This is a genomic window from Herbiconiux sp., from assembly GCF_004297105.1.
In the GTDB taxonomy this organism is placed as follows: Bacteria; Actinomycetota; Actinomycetes; order Actinomycetales; family Microbacteriaceae; genus Herbiconiux.
Map to the genome: position 1 here is coordinate 303,882 of NZ_SCVE01000020.1, position 20,923 is coordinate 324,804.

At 66.2% G+C, this 20,923-nt stretch carries 27 protein-coding genes and 1 tRNA gene; 20 read left to right on the forward strand and 8 right to left on the reverse strand.

Translation table 11 applies throughout. From position 1 onward, the window contains the following. Positions 1–79 precede the first annotated feature (79 nt). The 4 genes from EPO52_RS17515 to EPO52_RS17530 all read right to left on the reverse strand — a co-directional run bounded on the left by EPO52_RS17515 (position 80) and on the right by EPO52_RS17530 (position 3,906). Positions 80–1,114 carry an AAA family ATPase gene (locus EPO52_RS17515; protein ID WP_290809144.1) on the reverse strand — a complete coding sequence of 345 codons (1,035 nt, stop codon included), beginning with the start codon at positions 1,112–1,114 and terminating at the stop codon, positions 80–82. After that, positions 1,111–1,515 (reverse strand): hypothetical protein, encoded by a 405-nt coding sequence (locus EPO52_RS17520; RefSeq protein ID WP_290809146.1) that lies wholly within the window; start codon positions 1,513–1,515, stop codon positions 1,111–1,113. The genes EPO52_RS17515 and EPO52_RS17520 overlap by 4 nt, the downstream gene beginning before the upstream one ends. 112 nt (positions 1,516–1,627) lie before the next feature. After that, positions 1,628–2,392: a helix-turn-helix domain-containing protein gene (locus EPO52_RS17525; RefSeq protein ID WP_290809148.1), complete on the reverse strand. Its 765-nt coding sequence runs from the start codon at positions 2,390–2,392 to the stop codon at positions 1,628–1,630. An 8-nt stretch (positions 2,393–2,400) separates the two neighbouring features. Then, on the reverse strand, positions 2,401–3,906 hold the full coding sequence (locus EPO52_RS17530; protein WP_290809150.1) for an APC family permease: 1,506 nt from the start codon (positions 3,904–3,906) through the stop codon (positions 2,401–2,403). Positions 3,907–4,108: 202 nt separating this feature from the next. Here EPO52_RS17530 and EPO52_RS17535 point away from each other — a divergent pair, with 202 nt between their 5' ends. The 3 genes from EPO52_RS17535 to EPO52_RS17545 all read left to right on the forward strand — a co-directional run bounded on the left by EPO52_RS17535 (position 4,109) and on the right by EPO52_RS17545 (position 8,412). Beyond that, entirely contained in the window at positions 4,109–5,626 is a 1,518-nt protein-coding gene (locus EPO52_RS17535) for an APC family permease (protein ID WP_290809152.1), read from the forward strand. 61 nt (positions 5,627–5,687) lie between these two features. Next, positions 5,688–7,781, forward strand: a complete 2,094-nt coding sequence (locus tag EPO52_RS17540; RefSeq protein ID WP_290809154.1) for a primary-amine oxidase — start codon at positions 5,688–5,690, stop codon at positions 7,779–7,781. A gap of 31 nt (positions 7,782–7,812) precedes the next feature. Then, the gene (locus tag EPO52_RS17545) at positions 7,813–8,412 is read left to right on the forward strand and encodes a hypothetical protein (RefSeq protein ID WP_290809156.1); all 600 of its coding nucleotides are present in this window, start codon (positions 7,813–7,815) and stop codon (positions 8,410–8,412) included. 21 nt (positions 8,413–8,433) lie between these two features. On the opposite strand, the gene EPO52_RS17550 is transcribed toward EPO52_RS17545, so the two are convergent. The 4 genes from EPO52_RS17550 to EPO52_RS17565 all read right to left on the reverse strand — a co-directional run bounded on the left by EPO52_RS17550 (position 8,434) and on the right by EPO52_RS17565 (position 11,111). After that, complete coding sequence (locus tag EPO52_RS17550; RefSeq protein ID WP_290809158.1) at positions 8,434–8,805, reverse strand: PLD nuclease N-terminal domain-containing protein; 372 nt, start codon at positions 8,803–8,805, stop codon at positions 8,434–8,436. Between the two features lie 156 nt (positions 8,806–8,961). After that, on the reverse strand, positions 8,962–10,128 hold the full coding sequence (locus tag EPO52_RS17555; RefSeq protein ID WP_290809160.1) for a site-specific integrase: 1,167 nt from the start codon (positions 10,126–10,128) through the stop codon (positions 8,962–8,964). Beyond that, a complete protein-coding gene (locus EPO52_RS17560) occupies positions 10,115–10,336 on the reverse strand; it encodes a hypothetical protein (RefSeq protein ID WP_290809162.1) in 222 nt (73 codons plus the stop codon). Before EPO52_RS17560 ends, EPO52_RS17555 begins: the two co-directional genes overlap by 14 nt. Positions 10,337–10,427: 91 nt before the next feature. After that, positions 10,428–11,111, reverse strand: a complete 684-nt coding sequence (locus EPO52_RS17565) for a helix-turn-helix transcriptional regulator (RefSeq protein ID WP_290809164.1) — start codon at positions 11,109–11,111, stop codon at positions 10,428–10,430. Between the two features lie 122 nt (positions 11,112–11,233). On the opposite strand from EPO52_RS17565, the gene EPO52_RS17570 reads away from it, so the two are divergent. The 17 genes from EPO52_RS17570 to EPO52_RS17650 all read left to right on the forward strand — a co-directional run bounded on the left by EPO52_RS17570 (position 11,234) and on the right by EPO52_RS17650 (position 20,236). Beyond that, positions 11,234–11,473: a helix-turn-helix transcriptional regulator gene (locus tag EPO52_RS17570; protein WP_290809166.1), complete on the forward strand. Its 240-nt coding sequence runs from the start codon at positions 11,234–11,236 to the stop codon at positions 11,471–11,473. A gap of 2 nt (positions 11,474–11,475) precedes the next feature. Next, positions 11,476–12,240, forward strand: coding sequence for a phage antirepressor N-terminal domain-containing protein (locus tag EPO52_RS17575; protein ID WP_290809169.1), 765 nt, complete (start codon positions 11,476–11,478; stop codon positions 12,238–12,240). After that, positions 12,237–12,458, forward strand: coding sequence for a helix-turn-helix domain-containing protein (locus EPO52_RS17580; RefSeq protein WP_290809171.1), 222 nt, complete (start codon positions 12,237–12,239; stop codon positions 12,456–12,458). The genes EPO52_RS17575 and EPO52_RS17580 overlap by 4 nt, the downstream gene beginning before the upstream one ends. Beyond that, positions 12,455–12,595, forward strand: a complete 141-nt coding sequence (locus EPO52_RS17585) for a hypothetical protein (RefSeq protein WP_290809173.1) — start codon at positions 12,455–12,457, stop codon at positions 12,593–12,595. Before EPO52_RS17580 ends, EPO52_RS17585 begins: the two co-directional genes overlap by 4 nt. Next, positions 12,586–12,661: transfer RNA gene (locus EPO52_RS17590), tRNA-Arg, on the forward strand. The genes EPO52_RS17585 and EPO52_RS17590 overlap by 10 nt, the downstream gene beginning before the upstream one ends. 310 nt (positions 12,662–12,971) lie before the next feature. Beyond that, on the forward strand, positions 12,972–13,325 hold the full coding sequence (locus EPO52_RS17595) for a hypothetical protein (protein WP_290809175.1): 354 nt from the start codon (positions 12,972–12,974) through the stop codon (positions 13,323–13,325). 74 nt (positions 13,326–13,399) lie between these two features. Continuing rightward, complete coding sequence (locus EPO52_RS17600; protein ID WP_290809177.1) at positions 13,400–13,966, forward strand: hypothetical protein; 567 nt, start codon at positions 13,400–13,402, stop codon at positions 13,964–13,966. After that, entirely contained in the window at positions 13,963–14,295 is a 333-nt protein-coding gene (locus EPO52_RS17605; protein ID WP_290809179.1) for a hypothetical protein, read from the forward strand. The genes EPO52_RS17600 and EPO52_RS17605 overlap by 4 nt, the downstream gene beginning before the upstream one ends. Positions 14,296–14,512: 217 nt before the next feature. Further along, positions 14,513–14,698, forward strand: a complete 186-nt coding sequence (locus EPO52_RS17610) for a hypothetical protein (RefSeq protein ID WP_290809181.1) — start codon at positions 14,513–14,515, stop codon at positions 14,696–14,698. Next, positions 14,695–15,102: a hypothetical protein gene (locus EPO52_RS17615; protein WP_290809183.1), complete on the forward strand. Its 408-nt coding sequence runs from the start codon at positions 14,695–14,697 to the stop codon at positions 15,100–15,102. The genes EPO52_RS17610 and EPO52_RS17615 overlap by 4 nt, the downstream gene beginning before the upstream one ends. Beyond that, positions 15,086–15,424, forward strand: coding sequence for a hypothetical protein (locus tag EPO52_RS17620; protein WP_290809185.1), 339 nt, complete (start codon positions 15,086–15,088; stop codon positions 15,422–15,424). Before EPO52_RS17615 ends, EPO52_RS17620 begins: the two co-directional genes overlap by 17 nt. Beyond that, positions 15,421–16,275 carry a helix-turn-helix domain-containing protein gene (locus tag EPO52_RS17625; RefSeq protein ID WP_290809187.1) on the forward strand — a complete coding sequence of 285 codons (855 nt, stop codon included), beginning with the start codon at positions 15,421–15,423 and terminating at the stop codon, positions 16,273–16,275. The genes EPO52_RS17620 and EPO52_RS17625 overlap by 4 nt, the downstream gene beginning before the upstream one ends. Then, complete coding sequence (locus tag EPO52_RS17630; protein ID WP_290809189.1) at positions 16,223–16,555, forward strand: hypothetical protein; 333 nt, start codon at positions 16,223–16,225, stop codon at positions 16,553–16,555. The genes EPO52_RS17625 and EPO52_RS17630 overlap by 53 nt, the downstream gene beginning before the upstream one ends. Further along, the gene (locus EPO52_RS17635) at positions 16,552–16,731 is read left to right on the forward strand and encodes a hypothetical protein (RefSeq protein ID WP_290809191.1); all 180 of its coding nucleotides are present in this window, start codon (positions 16,552–16,554) and stop codon (positions 16,729–16,731) included. Before EPO52_RS17630 ends, EPO52_RS17635 begins: the two co-directional genes overlap by 4 nt. Then, complete coding sequence (locus EPO52_RS17640) at positions 16,728–18,329, forward strand: AAA family ATPase (RefSeq protein WP_290809193.1); 1,602 nt, start codon at positions 16,728–16,730, stop codon at positions 18,327–18,329. The genes EPO52_RS17635 and EPO52_RS17640 overlap by 4 nt, the downstream gene beginning before the upstream one ends. A 289-nt stretch (positions 18,330–18,618) precedes the next feature. Continuing rightward, on the forward strand, positions 18,619–19,557 hold the full coding sequence (locus tag EPO52_RS17645; RefSeq protein ID WP_290809195.1) for a hypothetical protein: 939 nt from the start codon (positions 18,619–18,621) through the stop codon (positions 19,555–19,557). A 172-nt stretch (positions 19,558–19,729) separates the two neighbouring features. After that, entirely contained in the window at positions 19,730–20,236 is a 507-nt protein-coding gene (locus EPO52_RS17650; protein WP_290809197.1) for a hypothetical protein, read from the forward strand. Positions 20,237–20,923: the final 687 nt, after the last annotated feature.

Genomic DNA, 20,923 nt, shown 5'->3' on the forward strand with positions numbered 1-20,923 from the left:
CCCCGCACGGTGAGGTGCGGGAGCGACGAGCGCGGTCGGGAGGGCGTCACGGGTTCACGGGTGTGCAGTCGCAGCGAGGTCAGACCGACCGCGAACGGTTGAGCGGAACCGGCGTCGACGCCACGATGGCTCTCAATGCGGCGCCGATCGCCGTGCTCGCGCCGCCCTTGGTGTCGCTGGCCGCCCGGCGGGTGGCCACGATACGGTGCGCCAGCACGGGCACCACGAGGTCGTTGATGTCGTCGGGCACCACGAACTCGCGCCCCTTGAGGGCCGCGAGCACCTTCGCCGCGCGCACCAGGTGAAGGGTGCCGCGCGGGCTCGCGCCCAGACGGAACTCGGGGTGGCTGCGCGTGGCCTGCACGATCGACACGACGTAGGACTCGACGGCGCGACTGACGTAGATCGACCGCGCCGTCGCGATGAGCGCGGCCAGCTGCGGCTTGTCGACCACGGCGGTGAGCCGGTCGAGGGGGCTCGCCTGCTCGCGGTGGTGCAGCATCGAGAGTTCGGCCGCGGCATCCGGATACCCCATCGAGAGGCGGGCCATGAAACGGTCGCGCTGCGCCTCGGGCAGAGCGTAGGTCCCCTCCATCTCGATGGGATTCTGCGTGGCCACCACGATGAACGGCGGTTCGAGGGGATGCGTGGTGCCGTCGACGGAGACCTGCCCCTCCTCCATGCACTCGAGCAGGGCGGACTGCGTCTTCGGCGATGCGCGGTTGATCTCGTCGGCGATGACGATGTTGGCGAACACGGCACCGCGTTTGAACTCGAAGGCGTGGTCGCTCTGGTTGTAGATGGAGACGCCGGTGACGTCGGAGGGCAGCAGATCGGGAGTGAACTGGATGCGGCTCACCGAGCATCCGACGCTCGTCGCCAGCGCCTTGGCCAGAGTGGTCTTGCCGACGCCCGGAACATCCTCGACGAGGAGATGTCCCTCGGCGATCAGCACGATGAGGGCGAGCGTGGCCGCCTCGGTCTTGCCGTCGATGACGCTCTCGAGGTTCTGCAGGATGGCACCAGTGAGGTCGCGGAACTCGTCGAGGGTGAGGGGAGCGTCTGTCGGGGGCGCCGGCGCGGCGGATGTCTGGACGGAACCTTCTGGGGTCATGGACGGCGCTCCCAACGAACGGCGAGCAGGAACACGGTTCCCACCAGCGTGACCAGCCCGACCGGGACGAGCCACTGTGACGATAAAGACAACACGGAGATCATGAAGAAGTCAGGTGTGAATTCGATCAGAGACCCGCCGTAGTAGCCGGTCGTGACCGAGGAAGCGGCGACGCCGAGGACGATCATCAGGGCGCCGATGACCCAGAGGGCGATCACGAAGCGGTCGATCAGACGCAGCCGTCGAGACCCTGGCACGACAGCTGGATCGCGCGGACCATCGCCGATCGCGACGTCGTCGCTCTCGAACACCGGCAGGTCGCCGGCGGTCTCGTCGAAGCCCGGCTGGAAGACCGCGTCGAAGCGGGAGTCGAAGCTCCGATCGTCTCTGGTGTCGCGCACACGTCTCCCGTCTCGGACGGGCTCCACGTCGAACGCGGCTCGCCCACCGTGGCGTCGTCGCCCTTCTTCCACGATAGGCGCAGTCGACACGATGCGCGAGCGCGCGAGCGGCTCAGCGCAGCAGAGGTGCGAGGCGGCGCGCTCCGTCGGCGAGCTGATCGAGCAGGATGCCGGGCTGTTCGATCCGCACACGAGGGGCGGAGAGAGCGAGGCCGGCCACGAGTTCACCGCCCGGCCCGCGGATCGGGAGGGCGAGGCATCCGAAGCCCGCGGTGAAGGCGTCGAGCTGGCGGGCACGACCGGTGCGTTCGTACTCGCGGCGGATCGCTTCCAGGCTCCCCGGCGACGACCGCGTGGCGGCACTCAGGTCGGCCGGCAGCGGTGCCCCCGTGCGCAGCAGCTCGGCCAGGAGCAGGCGTCCGACGGCGGAGACGTCGAGTTCGGCGAGCAGCCGGCCCTCGTCGGCCAGTGGGAAGTCGGGATCGGCGTCGACCACACGCATCCGATCGCCCTCGTAGCGCACCAGATGTACGCCGCCCCGGATGCTCGCCCGCAACTCCTCCACGACCGCCACCGCGGCCCGGGGAGGCGGCACCGGGGCCACGAGGTGGGCGAGCTCGACCACCTTGCGGCCGAGGGTGAAGCCGCGGAGGTCGGGCATGCGCACGAGGTACTCGTCCTGCACGAGGAGGTTGATGAGACGGTAGGCCGTCGCGCGCGGGAGCCCGAGGTTCTCGGAGACCTGGTGCGCCGTCACCCCCGCACCACAACGGGCGACCTCTTCGAGCACGGCGAGCGCCGAATGCACGGCCTTGGGCTGGCGGGCGCGGAGATCGGGCGGCCGACGGGATCCGTCCTCCTGGGAGTCATCGCGCACGCCGAAACTCACTCGGGCTCGACCGCCCCTCCGCCGAGAACGTCGTCGGACACCGGCTCGTCGTAGACCCCGATCGTGCGCGCGAGCCAGGGCCGCCGGTGCCGGCGGATCGCGAAGTAGACGCCACCCGACACCATGAGCAGCACGAACGTGAGCGCGCCCGCCCAGCGCGCGCTCGGGAACTCGACCGCCAGGTAGACGACGATGCCCACCGCGAGCAGACCGGCGGCGGTGAGTGATCGCACGGCGACGCCGGTCGTGAGCTCTCCGATCCGCCGCAGGAAGACCGGTACGGCGAGGCACACCAGAACGTAGGCCACGATGTAGCCGGCTGCGGCGACCACGATCAGGGTCTCCATCGTCGGCCACAGTCCCGCGCCGAGCGCCACCGTCGCGATCGGCACGGCTGCAACGATCGGTACCGACCAGACTGCCGCCACCCAGGGGGTGCGGAAGCGCGCGTGAGTGCGGCCGAGTCCCGATGGCAGCACGTCTTCGCGCCCCATGGCGAACAGCACGCGCGCGAGGGCGGTGGTGGAGGCGATCGCGCAGGCGAGGAACGAGGCCGCGATGCTCACGTCGAGCAGCAGGCCCATCCACTCCACCCCGTAGGCGCTGGAGAGCGTGTTCACGGGCGAGTCGGTGGAGCCGAGCGAGAGGCCGAGTGCCGAGAAGCCCACCATCTGGCTGTAGGTGGCCACGAGGTACAGCGAGCCGGAGACGATCACCGTCCACACCACGGCGCGCGGAATGCTCGCGAACGGCTTCTTCGCCTCGACGCCGAGCGTCGACGAGCTCTCGAAGCCCACGAACGCGGTGAGCGCGAGAACGGCACCCACGGCGAAGTTCGACGGGGTGGAATCGGCGAGACTGAGCGTGCTCCAGTCGAACCCCGAACCGACCCGGGGTGCCGTGACCACCAGCAGACTCACCACGAGGACCAGGATGATGGCCACCGACGCGGCTTCGATCACCATGGTGATCCGTGCCGAGATCCGGATGCCGCGCACGACCACCACGAGGACCACGGCGGCCATCGCGGCGATGAGCACCATGAGCAGCGCGGGCGATTGCGCCGCGCCCGGCCACAGCCGGTCGAGGAGGATGCTGAGGTAGTAGCCCGCCCCGGCCAGCGCGAACATCGCGATGAAGGCGTAGCCGATGAGGATGGCGGTGCCCGCCAGGAATCCGGTGCCCGTTCCGAGCCCACGGGACACGTAGGTGTGCAGCGACCCGGTGGCGGCGATACGCCGGGTGAACTGATTCACCGAGGTCGCCACGAGCAGCGACAGCACCATCGCGACGGCCAGGGCCCACAGCGTGGCCCCGCCCGCGACCACGGCCACGAGCATCGGGATGGTGGTCGCCGCAGCTGACGGAGCGACGGCCGAGACCGACTGGGCGAGCACATCGACGAAGCCGACACTGCGGCGCTGGAGACCGTCGACGGGAGAACGGTGGCCGATGCCGGGAACGGGGGTGGGGTCGGAGATCGCGCGACCGAGTGCTGTCACGCGCTCAGGCTACGAGCCGCACATTGCGGTCGTGCGACACGGATGTTTCGGCTGCGTGTTCTTCAAATGAGACACCAGCGGCGGCACCGTCTCATTCGGGAGGCAGCGAACCTTCATACGGCGGTGACAGGCCCGCAACGGGAGCGGAGCACAGTGGACGGCAAGCCGCCCATCCCCATCCCATCCCCGAGGAGAGATCGCCATGTCCGTCACCAAAGATCCCGCCGCCGCGACCGGCACACCTCACTCCCGCACCCTGAAGGGATCGCTCGGCGTCACCGCGATCGTGTTCATGGTGGTCGCCGCCGCGGCACCGCTGACCGTCGTCGGAGGTGCGGCGCCGCTCGGCATCCTCTTGGGCAACGGAGTGGGGTTCCCGAGTCTCTACGCCGTGTCGGCGGTCATCCTGCTTCTGTTCGCCGTGGGGCTGGCGGCCATGACGCGCCACGTGCCGAAACCGGGCGCATTCTTCACCTTCGTGGGCTACGGGCTGGGCAAGCCGGCGGGCCTGGCCAGCGCCTTCCTCGCCCTGCTCACGTACACCGCCATCCAGGTGAGCGTGCACGGGTACATCGGCTACATCCTGCAGGTGACCGTCACCGGGCTCGGCGGCCCCGACATCCCCTGGTATCTCTACTCCCTCGCGGTGATCGCCATCGTGGGCTTTCTCGGCTACCGGCACATCGACCTCTCCAGCCGGGTGCTGGGGGTGCTGCTGGTGGGCGAGGTCGGCATCGTTCTCGTGCTCGTGGCCGCCATCGTGTTCTCCGGGGGTGAGCAGGGCCTGTCGGCCGAGCCGTTCATGCCCTCGAACATCTTCTCGGGTGCTCCGGGCGTGGGCTTGATGTTCGCCATCGCCGCGTTCATCGGGTTCGAGGCCACCGCGATCTTCCGCGACGAGGCCAAAGACCCCCGCCGCACCATCCCCCGCGCCACCTACACCGCGGTCATCGGCATCGGCGTGTTCTACACGCTCGCGTCGTGGGGACTCGTGATGGCGTGGGGGCCCGACAACGTTCTCGGGGTCGCCGCCGACGACCCGGGCGCCATGATCATCGTCACCACCGCCAAGTATCTGGGTGTGGTGGGCGAGGTCATCATCAACATCCTCCTCATCACCTCGATGTTCGCTTGCGTTCTGTCGTTCCACAACGTGATCACCCGCTACCAGCACTCCATGTCGAACGCGGGCGTGCTGCCGAACGTGCTCGGCCGAGTGCACCCCAAGCACCTCTCGCCGCACACCTCCTCGGTCGTGCAGACGGTCACCGCGGCCGTTCTGATCGTGGTGTTCGCCGTTCTCGCACTCGACCCCGTGCTGCAGGTCTTCACCTGGTTCGCCGGGGTGGCCACCCTCGCGATCGCCATCCTCATGGGCATCACCTCGCTGGCCGTGATCGTCTACTTCGCCCGCACGAAGCAGGACACCCGCCTCTGGAACACCGTCATCGCCCCCGCACTCGGCTTCATCGGCCTGATCGGCTCGGCGGTGGTGATCATCGCCTACTTCCCGATCATGGTCGGCGATGTCGACGGCGCCGGCTCGCCGGTGTTCGGCGGGGTCAGCATCGCCCTCCTGGCACTGATCGTCGTCTTCCCGGTCTTCGGACTCGTGCAGGCGGCCGTGCTCAAGCGCACGAAGCCGGCCGTGTACGAGCGCATCACCGAGGCGATCAGCGACTCCAGCGCCGCCACCGTGCCGGACGCGCTCGCGGGCTGAGCGACATCCGTCGCCTCCATTTCGATTCTCATCACCCTCACCACCAGTAAGGAACCGCATCATGACCATCGCCGATCTCGATTTGACCACCTCGGATGCCTCAAACCCCGCAACGGGCGGCGGCTCGGGTACGCTGCATCCGCTCGCCAGCCTCACCGCCGCCGAGTTCACGGCCATCCGCGACATCGTGAGCGCCGCGCCGGATTTCACCGCTACGACCCGCTTCGCCTACGTCGGACTCGATGAGCCGCACAAGCGAGACGTGCTGGCCTGGGAGGCCGGAGACGGTGAGCTGCCCGATCGCCGGGCGCGGGTGATGCTGCTCGACATGGCCACGGGCCGGTCGACCGACAACGTGGTTTCTATCGGTGGCGGAGAGATCATCTCCACGGCCGTGCTCGACGGTTCGACCGGACAGCTGCCGGTGCTGATCGAGGAGTTCGATGCCATCGCGCAGATCGTGGCCGACGACGAGCGCTGGGTGGCGGCGCTCCACCGTCGCGGCCTCACCGTCGACAACGTCATCTGCGTGCCGTTGTCGGCGGGCTACTACGAGTTCCCCGAGGAGGAGGGGCGCCGCATCCTGCGCGTGCTGGCGTTCCGCATGGATTCGCCGAGCGACCACCCGTGGGCACACCCCGTCGACGGACTCTCGGCCTATGTCGACACGGCGACGCGTTCGGTCACGCGGCTGATCGACGCCGCCGATCTGCCGGTCCCCGCCACGTCGGGCAATTTCGACGACCCCGAGCTCCAGGGCCCGCCGCTCGACACACTCACGCCGATCGTGATCACGCAGCCCGAGGGCCCGTCGTTCACGGTCGACGGGGAAGACGTCTCGTGGGGCAACTGGCGCTTCAAGGTGGGCTTCGACACGCGGGAGGGGCTCGTGCTGCGGCAGCTCGGCTGGGCGGATGCGGCATCCGGCCAGACCCGGCCCATCATCTACCGGGCGTCGATCGATGAGATGCTCGTGCCCTACGGAGACCCGTCGCCCGTGCGGTTCTGGCAGAACTACTTCGACACTGGCGAGTACTTGTTCGGCCGCTTCACGAACTCGCTCGCGCTCGGCTGCGACTGCGTGGGCGAGATCCACTACTTCGACGCCGTGCTGGCCGACGAGCTCGGCAACCCGTTCACCATCGCGAACGGCATCTGCATGCACGAGGAGGACTTCGGCACGCTGTGGAAGCACTCCGACATGTTCACCGGGTCGAACGAGGTGCGGCGGTCGCGCAGGCTCGTGATCTCGTTCTTCACGACCGTGGGCAACTACGACTACGGGTTCTACTGGTACCTCTACCTCGACGGCACCATCGAGTGCGAGGCGAAGCTCACGGGCGTGCTGTTCACGTCGGCGTACCCGGGACTCGACGAGGCGGGAGCCGACTATCCGTACGCCTCGGAGGTCGCTCCCGGCCTCGGCGGCCCGTATCACCAGCACCTGTTCTCGGCGCGCCTCGACATGATGGTCGACGGTGTCGCGAACGCGGTCGACGAGGTCGACGCGGTGCGGGTGCCCGTCGGCCCGGGCAACGAGCACGGCAACGCCTTCACGAAGGCGGTCACGCGGCTCACCACCGAGGGGTCGTCAGGAAGGGTGGCGGATGCCTCGGTGGGGCGTGCCTGGCATGTCACCAACGCCTCGGAGACCAACGCGATGGGGCGGCCGACCGGCTACGTACTTCTGCCGACCGAGTCGCCGACGCTGCTGGCCGACCCGTCGTCGTCGATTGCGCGGCGCGCGGAGTTCGCCACGAAGCACCTCTTCGTGACCGCGTACGACCCGGCCGAGCGGTACGCGGCGGGCGACTTCGTGCACCAGAATCCGGGTGGCGACGGCATCACCCGTTTCATCGCGGATGACGCCCCCATCGACGGCGAGGACATCGTGCTGTGGCACACGTTCGGCCCGACCCACTTCCCGCGGCCCGAGGACTGGCCCGTGATGCCGGTCGACTACGCGAAGTTCACGCTCAAGCCCTACGGCTTCTTCGACCGCAACCCTGCCCTGAATGTGCCGGCACCGGGTTCGTCGGCGGGGTCATCGGCCGATCACTGCGCCCACCACGCGATCGACGCGGTGTCGGAGCACGCCACGGGAGAGGCCCATCCGGCCGGCCACGCGTCGCACGACGGCCACGCCGCTCACTGACGCGCCCGCTCGACGAGAACAGGAGCTCCTCGTGGGTGAACTGCTGCACGCGGGGGCGCTCGTTCCCGCCACGGTCGGCGCGTGCTGTGTGATCGGCACGCGCCGGGCCGGGCGGGTGATCGCGGCGGTGGCGGCGCTCGTGATGCTCGCCGCGATGCTCGATGCGTCGACACGGATGATGGGGCTGCCCGCCTTCGCCTGGGCCACGCTGCTCGTGCTCACCGCGCTGGTGACGTCGTTCGTGACGAGTCGGACGCCTCCGGCTCATCACGGCACGCATCAGGGGCGGATCATGGGGATCCACGGTGCTCTCGGCCTGATCGTCACGGCGGCACTGCTGCTCGTGATGGGGACGCCATCGGGGGGTGGGGTCGCAGCGACATCCGCATCGCCCGCGCTGGCGCATCACGCCGGTGGCGCGGCATCCGGAACCCTGGGCGCCGTCGTGGGAATCGCGGTGCTGGCCTATGTCGGTTTCAGCCTGCAGCTCGCGGTGCGGCTGAGGCCGCGGCCGACCTCGCCGCGGATCGCGGGGTGGGGCACGCGGGCCCGTGCGATCGTGCCCTCGGTCGAGGTCGCGAGCATGGGCGTCTCGGCCGCCTTGATGCTGATGGCGTTCGTGCTGGCCTGAGGGCGCAGGCCGGGCGCTCGGCTAGGTGCCGGTCTCCGGGCCCTTCGGCCGCTCGGGGCGCTCGACGCCGTGCTGGCTGTAGTAGTCGATCTCCGATTGAAGGTCGGCGAGCTGCTGCTCCGTGCTGCGGGTGTCGAACGCTGGACGCTGCTGCACCGGCTGCTCGCGCGACCACCGTCGCGGATCGCCGAAGCTGATGGCCTCCCGGCGCGAGCCGTCGTATTCCCGGCCGATCGTGAACCACAGGATGATGCCGATCAGCGGGATGAACACCACGAGCAGCACCCAGACCACCTTCGGCAGATGCTTCACCTGACCGTCGTGGCGAGTGATGATGTCGACCAGCGCGAACACCGTCAGGGCGAGGAACAGGACGGAGACGATGACGTACATGCGTCAACCCTTCCGCACCGCGCGGCAGATTTCAACACCTGTCGAGGTGCAGAGTAGGGCGGACGGGACTTGAACCCGTGACCGACGGATTATGAGGGAACGCGGGGCCGTAAAGCCGATTACGGCACCGTACAGTCTGGTGAAGGAAATGCCCGGTCAGTGAGGCTTTGATGCCCGATTGTCTACAGCGCGGTACAGTCCCGAACCGCCTCGTAAACGATCGGTTTGCCATGCATTTGCCATGCGCTTCGGAGCCTTCTTGGGCTTCTGAGTGGGGTCGCTGAGAGCGTCGAGCACCTCGTCGCTAGCGACCTTCGCGAGGTGGCTGTACCGCTGTGTGGTCAACGGTGAAAGGTGGCCGAGGAGCTTTCCGATCTCCTCGAGCGACCGTCCCGCCTGGACGAGCATGGAGGCGTAGGTGTGGCGCAGGGTGTGGATGGTGACCTCGCCGTCGTCGAGGTGCGCGCCGATGATCGCGTTAGACCATGCCCGGTTGCGCCAGTTCGAGTAGTCGATGACGTTTCCGTCGATCTCGAACACGAACCCGCTGGCGCTGTTCTTCATGAGCGGCTTGATGCGCCTGGCGACCCACGGAGGGATCGGAACGTCGCGACGCCGCTTGCTCTTCGGGTAGGCCTTGAGCTCACGGCTCTTGTTGTCCCACACCTCAGCGACCCGCAACATCTTTCGCTGCAGATCTACCCGCTTCACCTGCAACCCGACCGCTTCGCCCCACCGCAGGCCTGTGCCGAGGAGCAGGGCTACGAGGGCCTGGTCGACGGAGTCGTCTTCGAACTGGGCGAGGAGCCGCCCCTGCTCCTTCTTCGTGAGGTAGCGCTCCTTGGTGTTGTCTGCAGGCGGGAGTCGGAGCCGGTAGGCCACGTTCCCGGGCAGAATCTCAGCATCCACGGCCGCGGTGAGCGATGCCGAGAGCAGGTGCACGGTGCGCTGCACGGTCGCCGGAGATAAGCCCTCGTCGCGCAGTTCCCCCGCCCACTTCTTCACCTCGTGGCGAGTGATGTCACAGAGCCGGACATCGCCCCACTTCGGCATCAGCCGTCCGTCCCGGCGTCCCGCATCCGTCTTCAGCGTGCCAGGCGCGACCGTGCGCGTCGGCCACCACTCGGCAGCCCACTCACGCCACGTCTGCTGCGCGACCTTCGGGTCACGCCACCCGACCTTCCGGGAGTTCTCTTCAGCCACCGTAGCGGCGGCGATGGCCGCCTTCTTGTGGTCGAACGATCCTGCAGATCGGCGCTCGCCGGAAGCCGTCCGGTAGAGCGCCTGGTACCGGCCGGAGCGGAGCGTTTCAGTCCAGGGCATTGCTGCTCTCGATCTTGAACCCGATCGGTACAGGTGCGCCCTCGTAGTCGAAGGTGATGATCTGGATCTCGTCGTCAGGGCTGAGCTCCGCGGCGCGCACAGCGTCTGCGAATTCGAGAAGCTCAGCGACGGTGATGACGCCGGGCTCGTCCTGGGCAGTCTCGCGGTCGAAGTCGAGGATCGTGACGGACGTCTTCTTGAGCACCATGTGATTATCCTTCGGTTGATGCCGCCCGAATCATTTTCAAGCGACGGGCGGCTAGTTTGTTTCTGCGGGCACATGACCGGCGATCGGAAGGTTATTGCTGCTCGTGCTCGTGCTCTGGATCGGGGGCCTCAGGCGAGTCCCCCGCCTCAGGCTCACTCGGCTTAGAGGGGGGCTCAGTATCACGCAAACGACTCACACGGGTACTGCGACGGTCGCGATCAAGCCTGGGGTCGGCAGCACGCGCGGGCAGAGACTCGGACCTCTCACGGATGCTCGACATTCGGAACAAAAAGCCCGACATCGCCTCATCGTCCGATGCTGCGATCATCACCAGGGTTCCGGTCTGTACGATTCCGTCCATTACGGCGCTCAAGATTGATGCTGGTAAGTCTCGACTCACCTTTGCCTCCACGAGCACGTCGACATAGTCGAGAGCGAGCATCGCGGACTCGAAAATCGCTCTATGCCTCTCGAGCAGTTCCTGCGGCGAGGCGGTCTCGTCAAGCATTCGAGAAGCTTTGAACATTGAGAGCGCGAACTGGCTCATGTTCTCGTCATCGTCTTCCGGCCGCGGCTCCGCAGGCTCCATCTCAGCGTATGCAGCATCGCGCTTCTCCACGAGGCGGGCAAGTCGATCAACGTACTTCGCCGGGAAAGCGCCGTGCGCCTCCCAGTTACGCACCGTCCTTGGCGAAACATCCAGCGCTTCAGCGAGCTCCCCCTGGCTGTAGCCGAGGGCATGACGAAAGCTGCGAGGGTCTTTTCCGGTGTCCACGGCCCTAGCTTAGGCAAGGCGCGGCAATAAATACAAACCAAGTTCCCCGGAAACGTGCGACACGCGGAAGTAATTCCTTGCCTAGCCTCGCATTGCCGCTTTTTGCCGCTTACTATTTCCTCATGACGAACCAGACCTTCCGCCTCAACGGCGAGAGCGTGCGAGTGATCCGAGAGCTCCGGGGCTACCGACCGAGTGCTTTGGCGACGCGCGCTGAGATCGACCCGGGCTACCTCACCAAGATCGAGAACGGCCAGAGGCAGCCTTCGCCCGCCGTCCTGCACCGTCTCGCTGCTGCGCTCGCAGTCCCACTCACTGCCATCACCTACCCGGTCACGATCATCGAATCGAAGGCGGCGTAGTCATGGCGACCGTGATCGAACGCATCCCATTCCACGAGACCGAGCTCGTCGCCCAGCGCGACGGTGACGGGTTCCTCGTCTCTATACGTCACGCCTGCGACAACATCGGCGTCGACTACTCTCGCCAACTTAAGAAGCTGCGTGAGAAGACCTGGGCAACCGTGGTCTTGAAGGCCACGGTTGCTGACGACGGCAAGTCTCGCGAGATGGCGATGATCGACCGCCGTACTTTCACCATGTGGCTCGCGACCATCGAGCCGTCGCGTGTCGCTCCCGAGGTTCGTCCGGTCCTCGACGCATTCCAGTCGGAGGCAGCCGACGCGCTCGATGCCTACTTTCACGAGGGTGGCGCGATCAACCCCGCGGCGACGGTGGATCAGCTCGACGTTCTCGCCCGCCGTGCGCAATCCCAGGCCGGTGTCCTGTCCGCACTGAAGGGCATCGTGGACGAGCACTACCTCGAGGTGCAGGGCCGATTCCTCATCGCCCAGGCCCTCGGCGTGGAGCCGGAACTCGATCCCGAGACGATGCCGGTGGACGTGGAGTCGTACCTCGACGAGGCCGGTGTCAGCCGCGTCGAGCGGGTGCGCATCCGGTCCTCGTTCGGCAAGCGGCTGAAGGGCGCATACATCGCGAAGCACGGGGTTGAGCCGCTGAAGGTGCCGCGCACGATCAACGGCACCATCCAGCAGGTCTACGGGTACACCCGCCGCGACCTCCCGGTCTTTGACCAGATCTTCGAGTCGATGGGGCTGGTGCGGTCATGAACCTCTACAACTCGGAGGAGGCGGCGAACGTGTCCCGCCGGCACCCGGAGACAATCCGCGACGCATGCCGCGCCGGTGAACTCCACGGGGTTCAGCGAAAGAAGGGCGGGCCGTGGCTCATCGCCGAGCCGTGCCTGGCCGCTTGGGTGTTCCGCCAGAAGTGCGAGCACCAGGCCGCGAAGTCGAACGTCACCCGCATCGACAGGCGCGCAAGTTGATCTGGGTGCTCGCCGTGGTCGCGATCCTCGCGGCCGGGCTCACTTTGCCCACCACGCTCGCGGTCATCGTCTGCGCCGCGGTGATCGTCACCGCCTGCATCGTCCACCACATCATCCGCCAGATCCCGCCCCTGTAGCTCAGCGGACAGAGCACCGGCCTTCTAACCCGGTCGTCGCTGGTTCGAATCCAGCCACGGGCACCACCGACCGCACCTTCACAACTCAACAGCGTTTGTCAGATTCACGCCCCTGAGAGCTAGGCATTGCCGACTCCATCGGATGCGGGATGCAGATGCGTCTCCTGCCGCATCCTCAGCAGCGACCGGATTGGACCCGGCCGCTCGAACCACTCGCGCACCCCTCCGAGTCCCATACCCCGTGCGGCGCGTGAATCGGTAGCTCTCGCCACGGCCAGCCGTGCGACCCCTTCGAGTCCGGGTCGAGAGCACTCCCTCAAAAGAAATGCCCCCGGTGTTAGTGCACCGAGGGCGACGACTCCTGAAAGGAATCACATTGTCAATCACGATTGTATCCGAGACGACCGAGCTGCAGCTTCGAGACGATGAAGAGCAGCGCCGCCTTCTCAACGAAAACCACCAGTGCCCCGACCATGAGGGCTGCGTCTACAACGTCTACTGGGACGACAAGCCTTTCGACGATCCCGGTAACCGGTGGCATCACATCAACGTCGGCGACGGTGAGTGGTACCGCGTCGAGGTCGAGCTCTCCCCCGCCTCGAATGGTTGGGATATCGACGTGTACGTGCCCGACTCCGGCCAGCACTCCCCCGACGCGGTGCAGGAACTCGCCGCCGTACTCACGATCGCCGCCGCGCGCGCGAACGAATTGAACAGCTGTCAGTCGTGACACGGCAGATGACACGACAAGGCCTCAGGCGGGAGATCGATGGCGCGCCTCAGGCAGGGTGGCGAGTCAACCTGATGTCGCCGAGCGAGAAGGTCGCGCGCCGCCATGTCGAGTATCCCGATGACGGCGTAGACGAAGGCACCGCGTGGGTCTTCTACGGGATCGCGTACCTGCGGCCGGATGTCGAGGAAATCAACGTACTTCCCGCGTTGGGGTGCTCCGTTCGCGAGGAACGAAGTTTGTTCCTCGCCGTCATCGCGAGTCGGAACGACCGCGACCTCACCGAGTGGGAGGGAGAGTTCCCTCGCCCGGCCGGGACTGCTCAATCGGCGTCATATGGTGCGCGCTTCAACGTCATCCGCTGCCGGGTGCCAGGGTGCCGCCAGTACCAGCAGTGGCATCGAGCCGACGTCAACTTCACCCTCCTGGACGAACAGCACGTGGCCGAGAGCGCATCCGGAGACGGCTACACGGTGCAACTCGTGTTCGACCGCGGCGCGTGGGTGCCGCAAGTGAAGCTCGACCAGCGCGTCAACGGGAAACCCCTCACTGCCCGCCAAGCTGCGGACCTCAGCAACGACATCAGCTGGCTGCTCGCCGAGTCAGCCCGCATCAATACCCCGAAGGAGAAGGTGGCATGAACGATCACGAGTGGCTTGGAACGCTGCATGACGACGACGGGGGCGTAAAAGGCGTCTACCCTCCGGCCCGCTGCGGTGAATCCTCGGTGCAGCTGGACGCTTCTGTCTATCCGGACGAAGCGATCCAGTTCAGCTTCGAAGTGGAGTGGTGGGAAATCGCCGAACCGGATGTGGACAAGGAGTTCGCGGACATCCGTAGCATCATCGATCAGCTCGAGGCACAGTGCCGAGACTTCATTGAGCAGGTGCGCGGCAAGCCTGCGACCGTCACGGAACTCGCGGACCTGCGCCCGGTCTTTCTGAAACCGACGGGCGGTGACGCAGCGTGAAATCGATCATCTGCCCTCGATGCCGTGGGTTTATCCCAAATGCTGCCCATGCCGGTGAGTATGCCGGGGCCACTTCGCGCGCTGACAACGATACGGAGGTTTGTGGGCCATGTGGATCAGATGAAGCCTCTCGAATCGCGATGGCGAACGAACTAGTCCCGATCCACGACTGGCCCGTCGAAGACGCCCACGCTTACGCGCCGGAAGTGGGGCGGTGATGGCAGAAGCCGGCTACCCCACCTCAACTGCATCTCTGGGACTCAACTCACAGATCCCCGATGTCACCGCCGAGCAAGCCCGCGCCGCCGCCGTACAGGTTGCCGGCCACGTCCTCCCCACCGAGATCCTGCCCATCCTGGCGATGCTCGGCCTCACCCCCGAAGAAACTCAGGTCACCCCATGACGTACACCGCGCTCGACACGCTGAAAGACACCGTGCTCCGCGTCGAAGACAAGATCGGCGTCGCCCAAGATCACCTCTCGGGCAGTCGCGACATCGACGACGAGGACGACGCCATGCAGATCCTCGAATACGCCCGAAGGCTGCTCTGGGAGGCGCTCGCCGATCACGTCGCGGGCGTCTCGCCAGCGTTCCCTCACTACCCCACTGCAGCCAGCCACCAGGATGCCCACACTTACTCGGATGGCTCCACCATCTGCGAGCTCATCGACCTATCGGACGGGGCAGGGGTCTTCTACTTCCCTCGGTACGACGGCGACCGTGACGCCTTCATCAACATGTTCGAAACGGGCCGCCGTGCCCGCCTGACGCTCGTGGAAGGAACAGCCGATGGAAACGACCACTGACCAGAAGATCGAGGCCGTAGACCTCGCTCTCGCGCACATCGAAGACATCCTGACGCCGCTCAACCTCGCCGCCATCCAACGAGCCCCGCTTGACACGAAGTTCGAGTTCGACTGGGAAGCGATCGCTCGCACCGGCTTCACCGACACCCACCTGGTGACTGTCGCGCGGACCATGCTCATGATGACCAAGCACGCGCTCGCTGAGGATGTAGCCGACTCTACGATCGTCTCCTCCACCAAGATCACCGGAACCCATCTCGCCGAGCTCATCAACGGCAGCTTCCCCGATTGCGCAGGGGAAGCCGTCGGGAGGGCCGCATGAACCGGAGTCTCTATCGGTCACGGAACTCATTCGCGCAGATCTCCTGGGACCTTGTCAAAGTTCTGGACGGTGACGTGGTAGCCGCTGCGATCTTCGACTGGATCGCGTGGAAGTGCGAGTCAGAATTCGCCCCTGTCGACGACAACGACGACCGTTGGTATCCGATCAGCTATCCGTCGCTGAGCGCCGTCACGGGTGTGAGCGAGAAGACGATCCGAACCACGATCGCCAAGCTGATCGACGCCGGACACCTCCGGTCCACACAGCTTCGCCGCAATGGTTCGTACGACCAGACCCGCTCGTACGCGCCCGTCTGGTCAGAGGGGGTGCCCTCAGGGGCAGATGCATCTGCCCTCACTCAGGGGGTGCCCGTAGGGGCAGATGGACCTGCCCCACAGGGCGGATCTGATCTGCCCCTACGGGCAGATGTTCCTCTTATAGGAGAACTAAGTAATGACGTTATAGAAGACTGCGCATCAGACGATGCGGTGGTCATTGCGGTGGTCGTCGATACCTTCGATGAGTTCTGGTCGGAGTACCCGATCAGAAAGGGCAAGAAGCCTGCACGCCTGGCCTACGAGAAGGCGCTGACGAGAACCACGCCCGAGAAGATCCTTGCCGGTGTCCGCGCCTACGTCGCCAGCCTCGGCCCGAACCCGGACCCGTCGAAGGTCAAGTGGGCGCAGGGATGGCTGAATGACGACCGCTGGGACGACGAGTACGTCTCGCAACCGAATCGCGCCCTGACCAACGCCGAGATCGCGGCTGCCGACTGGATGGCTCGCTATGGGGGTGACGATGAACGAGAAGGAGACGCGCGCTCTCTTGACGCAGCTCTCGGCTATCGATAACCGAGTCGTTACCGATCTGGCTGTTGCCGTCTGGAATCGGGTACTCGCCAGATTCGACTGGGATACCGAGGTGCTTCCGGCGCTCGACGGGGCTATCGAATCGGCGAGGTTCGACATCCGCCCGGCAGACATCGTGGATCAGATCAAGATCGGCCGCGCTCGCCGGCGCGAGCTTCATGGGTTGCACCCCACACCACCGCCTGGTCGTCGCTGGGCGGTCGACGCTATCGAGAACGACCCGGAGTACGCCCCGGAGTCGCGGAAGGAAATCGGATCGTGACACGCGCAACACAGGTCGCCCGCGAGCAGCGCGACGACCAACTGAACGAGCTCGAGCATCTTCGCGCCGAACGCCAGCGGCTCATCGGACTCGTGTTCGAGAACGGCAGACTCGTGAACCTTGCCCTGGGCGGCGTTACGGAATCCGTAACGAGCCCCATCGAGGTGAATCTGTGAGAGACGCCACCCTCGAGCTCGTCGATGCGGTCGTCGCGAAGGGTAGCAAGGTCAAGGCGGCGGGCCAGGACCGGTGGGTTGCGCAGTGCGTAGCTCACGAGGACCGCAACCCGTCGCTATCGATCATGCGTGGACGAGGTCAGGCGCTCCTGTTCTGCCACGGAGGATGCAGCACCGATGCGGTCCTCGACGCGCTCGGGTGGCGCATGGAAGCCCTCTTCGACAACCCGAAGGGCATCGACTACGAGTACAAGCACCAAGGTCGCGTAGTCCGCACCGTGCACCGGTCGCCCGCGAAACAGTTCTTCCAGAGCATCGCGGACGATAGTGTCATCCCGCTCTACGAGCCCCCGGGCGTCGACCTGGTAGCCGCAGTGGCAGCGAAGCGAGACATCTACCTCCCGGAAGGCGAGAAGGATGCGGAGACTCTAGCCCGCCACGGCGTCACCGCTGTCGCTTCCCCGATGGGCGCGAAGAACTGGGCTCGCTGCGACTACTCAGCGCTCCGAGGGGCGTCAGACCTGTACGTCGTCGCAGACAAAGACGAGCCGGGCATGACGCGCGCTCGCGGCCTCTCAGAGCACCTGGCCGGGTTCACCTCCGGCAGCGTCTACGTGGTGCAGGCCGCCACGGGCAAGGACGCAACCGATCACATCGTCGCCGGCCGCACGCTGGCCGAATTCGAACGTGTCGTGTTCGACGCCAACGACGACGACGCAACCCCGCTCGACCCGGAATTTGAGAACATGGTCGAGGCCGAGCGGGGGTATTGGCGGGTCAAGAAGGAAGCTCGCAGACGTGACGACGAGGAAGAGGCCGCGCGGGTCAGCTCGAAGCTCTCACCCAAGACGCTCGGCGAGATCCTCGACATGCAAGTCACCCACAACTGGGTGGTGCCTGGCCTCCTCGAGCGCCGTGACCGCCTCGTGATGACCGGCGCGGAGGGGGCGGGTAAGAGCTACCTGATGCGCCAGATCACGATCTGCCTCGCTGCAGGCCTGCACCCGTTCAACATGCGGCAGCAGGTTGATCCGGTCAAGGCGCTCGTCATCGACGCGGAGAACAGCGAGGAGCAGTGGCACCGCGCCACCCGCTACGTCACCGGACGGGCTGCCGCCCTCGGCAATGATGACCCGCGCGAGAACGTAGTGATCTCTGCCGGGGTTCGGATGGACCTGTCGAAGACACCCGACATCAACGAGGTTCGCCGCCTAATCGATCTTCACAACCCCGACGTGCTCTACATCGGTCCGCTGTACAAGCTGCTGCCGCGGGCGATCACGAACGACGACGACGCAGCCCCGCTCATCGAGACCCTCGACGGGTTCCGCGAGAACGGACTTGTTCTCCTGATGGAAGCGCACGCAGGCAAGGGGCGCGGGATCGGCGGCGACCGGGACATGAGCCCGCGCGGATCATCCGCGCTGCTCGGATGGCCCGAATTCGGCATGGGCCTCAGACCTGTCGAGGAAGACGACTCCATGGCCGCACTCGTGAAGTGGCGGTTCGACCGAGAGGAACGCGACTGGCCGACACATATCAGGCGAGGCCTGGACGGCGAACTCCCATGGATGCCAAGCACGACAGGAGGCTATTGATGCCCGGTTCCGGATGGGTGCCCGATGGGCGGGTTTACCGTCCCCCACACTGCTGCTCCCGTTGCCGCACCCCATGGAATTGCGCCAACACCAGCTGCGCCTGTCACGGCCCCACTCAGGTGCCGCTGACGCCTCGACCCGCCGAAGGGTGGGCGACCTGGCAGCAGGTCATAGAGACGCTGCCACCCATCCCGCGCGAACTAGCCCGCCTCGGCATGCGCGAGTTCCAGACCCAGTGGTTCGTCCGCCACCTGGTCATCGTCCCGCAAGCCCGAACCAAGGAGACCGAGTGAACACCGTCGATGACCACCCCTGCGCTCGCCGCTGTACCCGCAACGGCACCGACAGTGAACTCCTGCCTGCCAGGCACGGAGCGTACTGCCGGCGGTGCTTCACCACCACGCTGAAGGCCCTCGCCCTCGCCCCGGAGCTCACCGAGCACCTACGCGCGCAGTGCCCGCCGCAGATGTCACGGCAACTGCAGGAGGTCTACGTCCCGCCGCAGGACGCCGAGTCGGACGAACCGTTCAACACGGTCGCATTCGACGCCGTCAACCACCTGTTTCGCATGGTCGTGTACAACGCCCGACGCATGGCGCTGCTCCTCGGGAGGGTAGCGCCGGTGACCGCGATCAACTCGTGGCGCGACACCAACGGGGTGGTGCTCGGCCTGCCGGCCCGCGCCACCCCCGCAGGTGCCCGCTATCTGGTGCTCCCGATGACAGACTGGCTCGCCACCAACCTCGAAGACATCTTCACTCATGACGCCACCACGGCAGCGGAGATGATCGACATGCGCGACTACCTCTTCGGGGTCGCGAACAAGTGGCCCCGTGAAGACCGTTCACGCTTCAGCGACATGCCCCACGAGTTCACCACCCGTCTGCGCGCCACCGTCACCGAGGAAGGTCAACCGACCCAGGAGTGGGCGGTCACGACACTGACCCCGCCACAACCGTTCGCGGCAGGACCCGGACCGTGCGGAGGCCGCATCGCCCTCTTCCCACCCCGCTTCGACGGCGACCCCGAGGTCATCGAATGCGAGATGTGCGGAACCCGGTTCTCACGCAGCGAATACGAGGCCGCGCTCACGACGCACCTGAAGCACAAGCGAGATGAACGCAACGCCGCCGACCGTGCACGCCGCGCCCGCAACCGGAAAGCCGACCGCGCCGACCAAGTCCGCAACCACCTCATCAACAAGTACGTGAAGGAGACACCAGCATGATGTGCAGCGCCCGAGTCACCGACAACCGAGGATCGAAGGAATGCCTCCGCCCCGTCGTGGAGTCATCCCCACTGCAGATGTGCGCCGTGCACCTGCTCCTCGCCGTCCAGACCGTCGAAGAGTTCGGCGGGAAGGCAGCGCTCGCCGCATACGCTCGAGCGCAGGCCGCCCAATGAGCCGCGCCGACACGATCCTGCAGTTCGCGATGTTCATGCAGGCCCGCGACGCCCGACCCAACGGGAAGTTCACCGGCGTCGCCTGGGACATGCTCGAACCACTCGGCGGCCAGGCCGAATACCTCAAGGACGCCGAGGCGTACCTCGCCGCGATCGAGGCGCTCGGCTACCGGCAGGCCGATGAGGTCCGCCGCGAGACCATCGACGAAGCCGCATCCGTGGCGGAAGCCCAGATGCGAGCGAGCCTCCGCGCATGGCTGATCGAGACCGGCGACGAGACAGACCCACCCGACGACGACTTCGACGACCAGATCGCCGAGGTAGTCCGTGCTGTGAAAGAAGCGACCAGACCACTCAACGCGCTCGCCGAGATGGCATGGGCCGGCTACCTGTCCTACCTCCACAGCGTCAACGAGGTTCCAGACGATCCAGCGGCTGTGTGGGCGATGAAGGCGGACTTCCTCAGCGGCTTCGACGACACACCCAACAACCAACCGACTTGACGCGAACACGTCGTCACTTCACGTTATACTCGTCGTGTAGGCCGCACCCACCCAAGGGATGTGGCCTTCGCGCATTTAACAGGCTCCGCACTGGGAACGCCCGGTGCGGCGACGGGAAGCCCGCCAAGGCTCAATCCATGATCCGGTACAACCCGTAGATGCCGGACGCCATCCACGCTAACCGTTGGCGCGGTCGTGGTTGGTCTATTGCTCGCTTCGATCCTCCGGGATGCGAAGCGTCGCTTCGAGAAGCGGGGCAGGGCATTCACGTCTTCGTCCCGGGACGCTGGTTCAAGCCGAGCCCGCCCCGCTTCTCACCCCATACTCGGCCTGGCGTGACCTCGCCCAGCGCACCTGACACGTGCCACGGTGACCGGAGCGACAGGCCCCATCTTGGTGGGCGGGTTGACGCGGTTTTGTGATTCCTACGCAAAGGACGCCCACGACCCCGACCCCCGCTTCGGATAGGCGCACCTGCCCGCCCACCGATCGCCGACGATCGCGAGAAGCCATGGCCGCCAAGCAGTACGTCAGCTTGACCCTCGATCGGTCAGACGAGATGTGCACCACCTGCTGGCGATGCGCAATGCTGCGACTCACCATCACGATCCTCACAGAGACTGGCGTCTCATCCCGGATGCGCGACTACTGCCGCGGATGCGAGGAAGACAAGAAGCGAGGGTACTG

Coding starts and splice junctions, on each gene's coding strand:
- EPO52_RS17515 (WP_290809144.1), bottom strand. CDS start 1,114: ATGACCCCAGAAGGTTCCGTCCAGACATCCGCCGCGCCGGCGCCCCCG.
- EPO52_RS17535 (WP_290809152.1), top strand. CDS start 4,109: ATGTCCGTCACCAAAGATCCCGCCGCCGCGACCGGCACACCTCACTCC.
- EPO52_RS17540 (WP_290809154.1), top strand. CDS start 5,688: ATGACCATCGCCGATCTCGATTTGACCACCTCGGATGCCTCAAACCCC.
- EPO52_RS17550 (WP_290809158.1), bottom strand. CDS start 8,805: ATGTACGTCATCGTCTCCGTCCTGTTCCTCGCCCTGACGGTGTTCGCG.
- EPO52_RS17555 (WP_290809160.1), bottom strand. CDS start 10,128: ATGCCCTGGACTGAAACGCTCCGCTCCGGCCGGTACCAGGCGCTCTAC.
- EPO52_RS17560 (WP_290809162.1), bottom strand. CDS start 10,336: ATGGTGCTCAAGAAGACGTCCGTCACGATCCTCGACTTCGACCGCGAG.
- EPO52_RS17570 (WP_290809166.1), top strand. CDS start 11,234: ATGACGAACCAGACCTTCCGCCTCAACGGCGAGAGCGTGCGAGTGATC.
- EPO52_RS17575 (WP_290809169.1), top strand. CDS start 11,476: ATGGCGACCGTGATCGAACGCATCCCATTCCACGAGACCGAGCTCGTC.
- EPO52_RS17580 (WP_290809171.1), top strand. CDS start 12,237: ATGAACCTCTACAACTCGGAGGAGGCGGCGAACGTGTCCCGCCGGCAC.
- EPO52_RS17600 (WP_290809177.1), top strand. CDS start 13,400: ATGTCGCCGAGCGAGAAGGTCGCGCGCCGCCATGTCGAGTATCCCGAT.
- EPO52_RS17605 (WP_290809179.1), top strand. CDS start 13,963: ATGAACGATCACGAGTGGCTTGGAACGCTGCATGACGACGACGGGGGC.
- EPO52_RS17610 (WP_290809181.1), top strand. CDS start 14,513: ATGGCAGAAGCCGGCTACCCCACCTCAACTGCATCTCTGGGACTCAAC.
- EPO52_RS17615 (WP_290809183.1), top strand. CDS start 14,695: ATGACGTACACCGCGCTCGACACGCTGAAAGACACCGTGCTCCGCGTC.
- EPO52_RS17620 (WP_290809185.1), top strand. CDS start 15,086: ATGGAAACGACCACTGACCAGAAGATCGAGGCCGTAGACCTCGCTCTC.
- EPO52_RS17625 (WP_290809187.1), top strand. CDS start 15,421: ATGAACCGGAGTCTCTATCGGTCACGGAACTCATTCGCGCAGATCTCC.
- EPO52_RS17630 (WP_290809189.1), top strand. CDS start 16,223: ATGAACGAGAAGGAGACGCGCGCTCTCTTGACGCAGCTCTCGGCTATC.
- EPO52_RS17650 (WP_290809197.1), top strand. CDS start 19,730: ATGAGCCGCGCCGACACGATCCTGCAGTTCGCGATGTTCATGCAGGCC.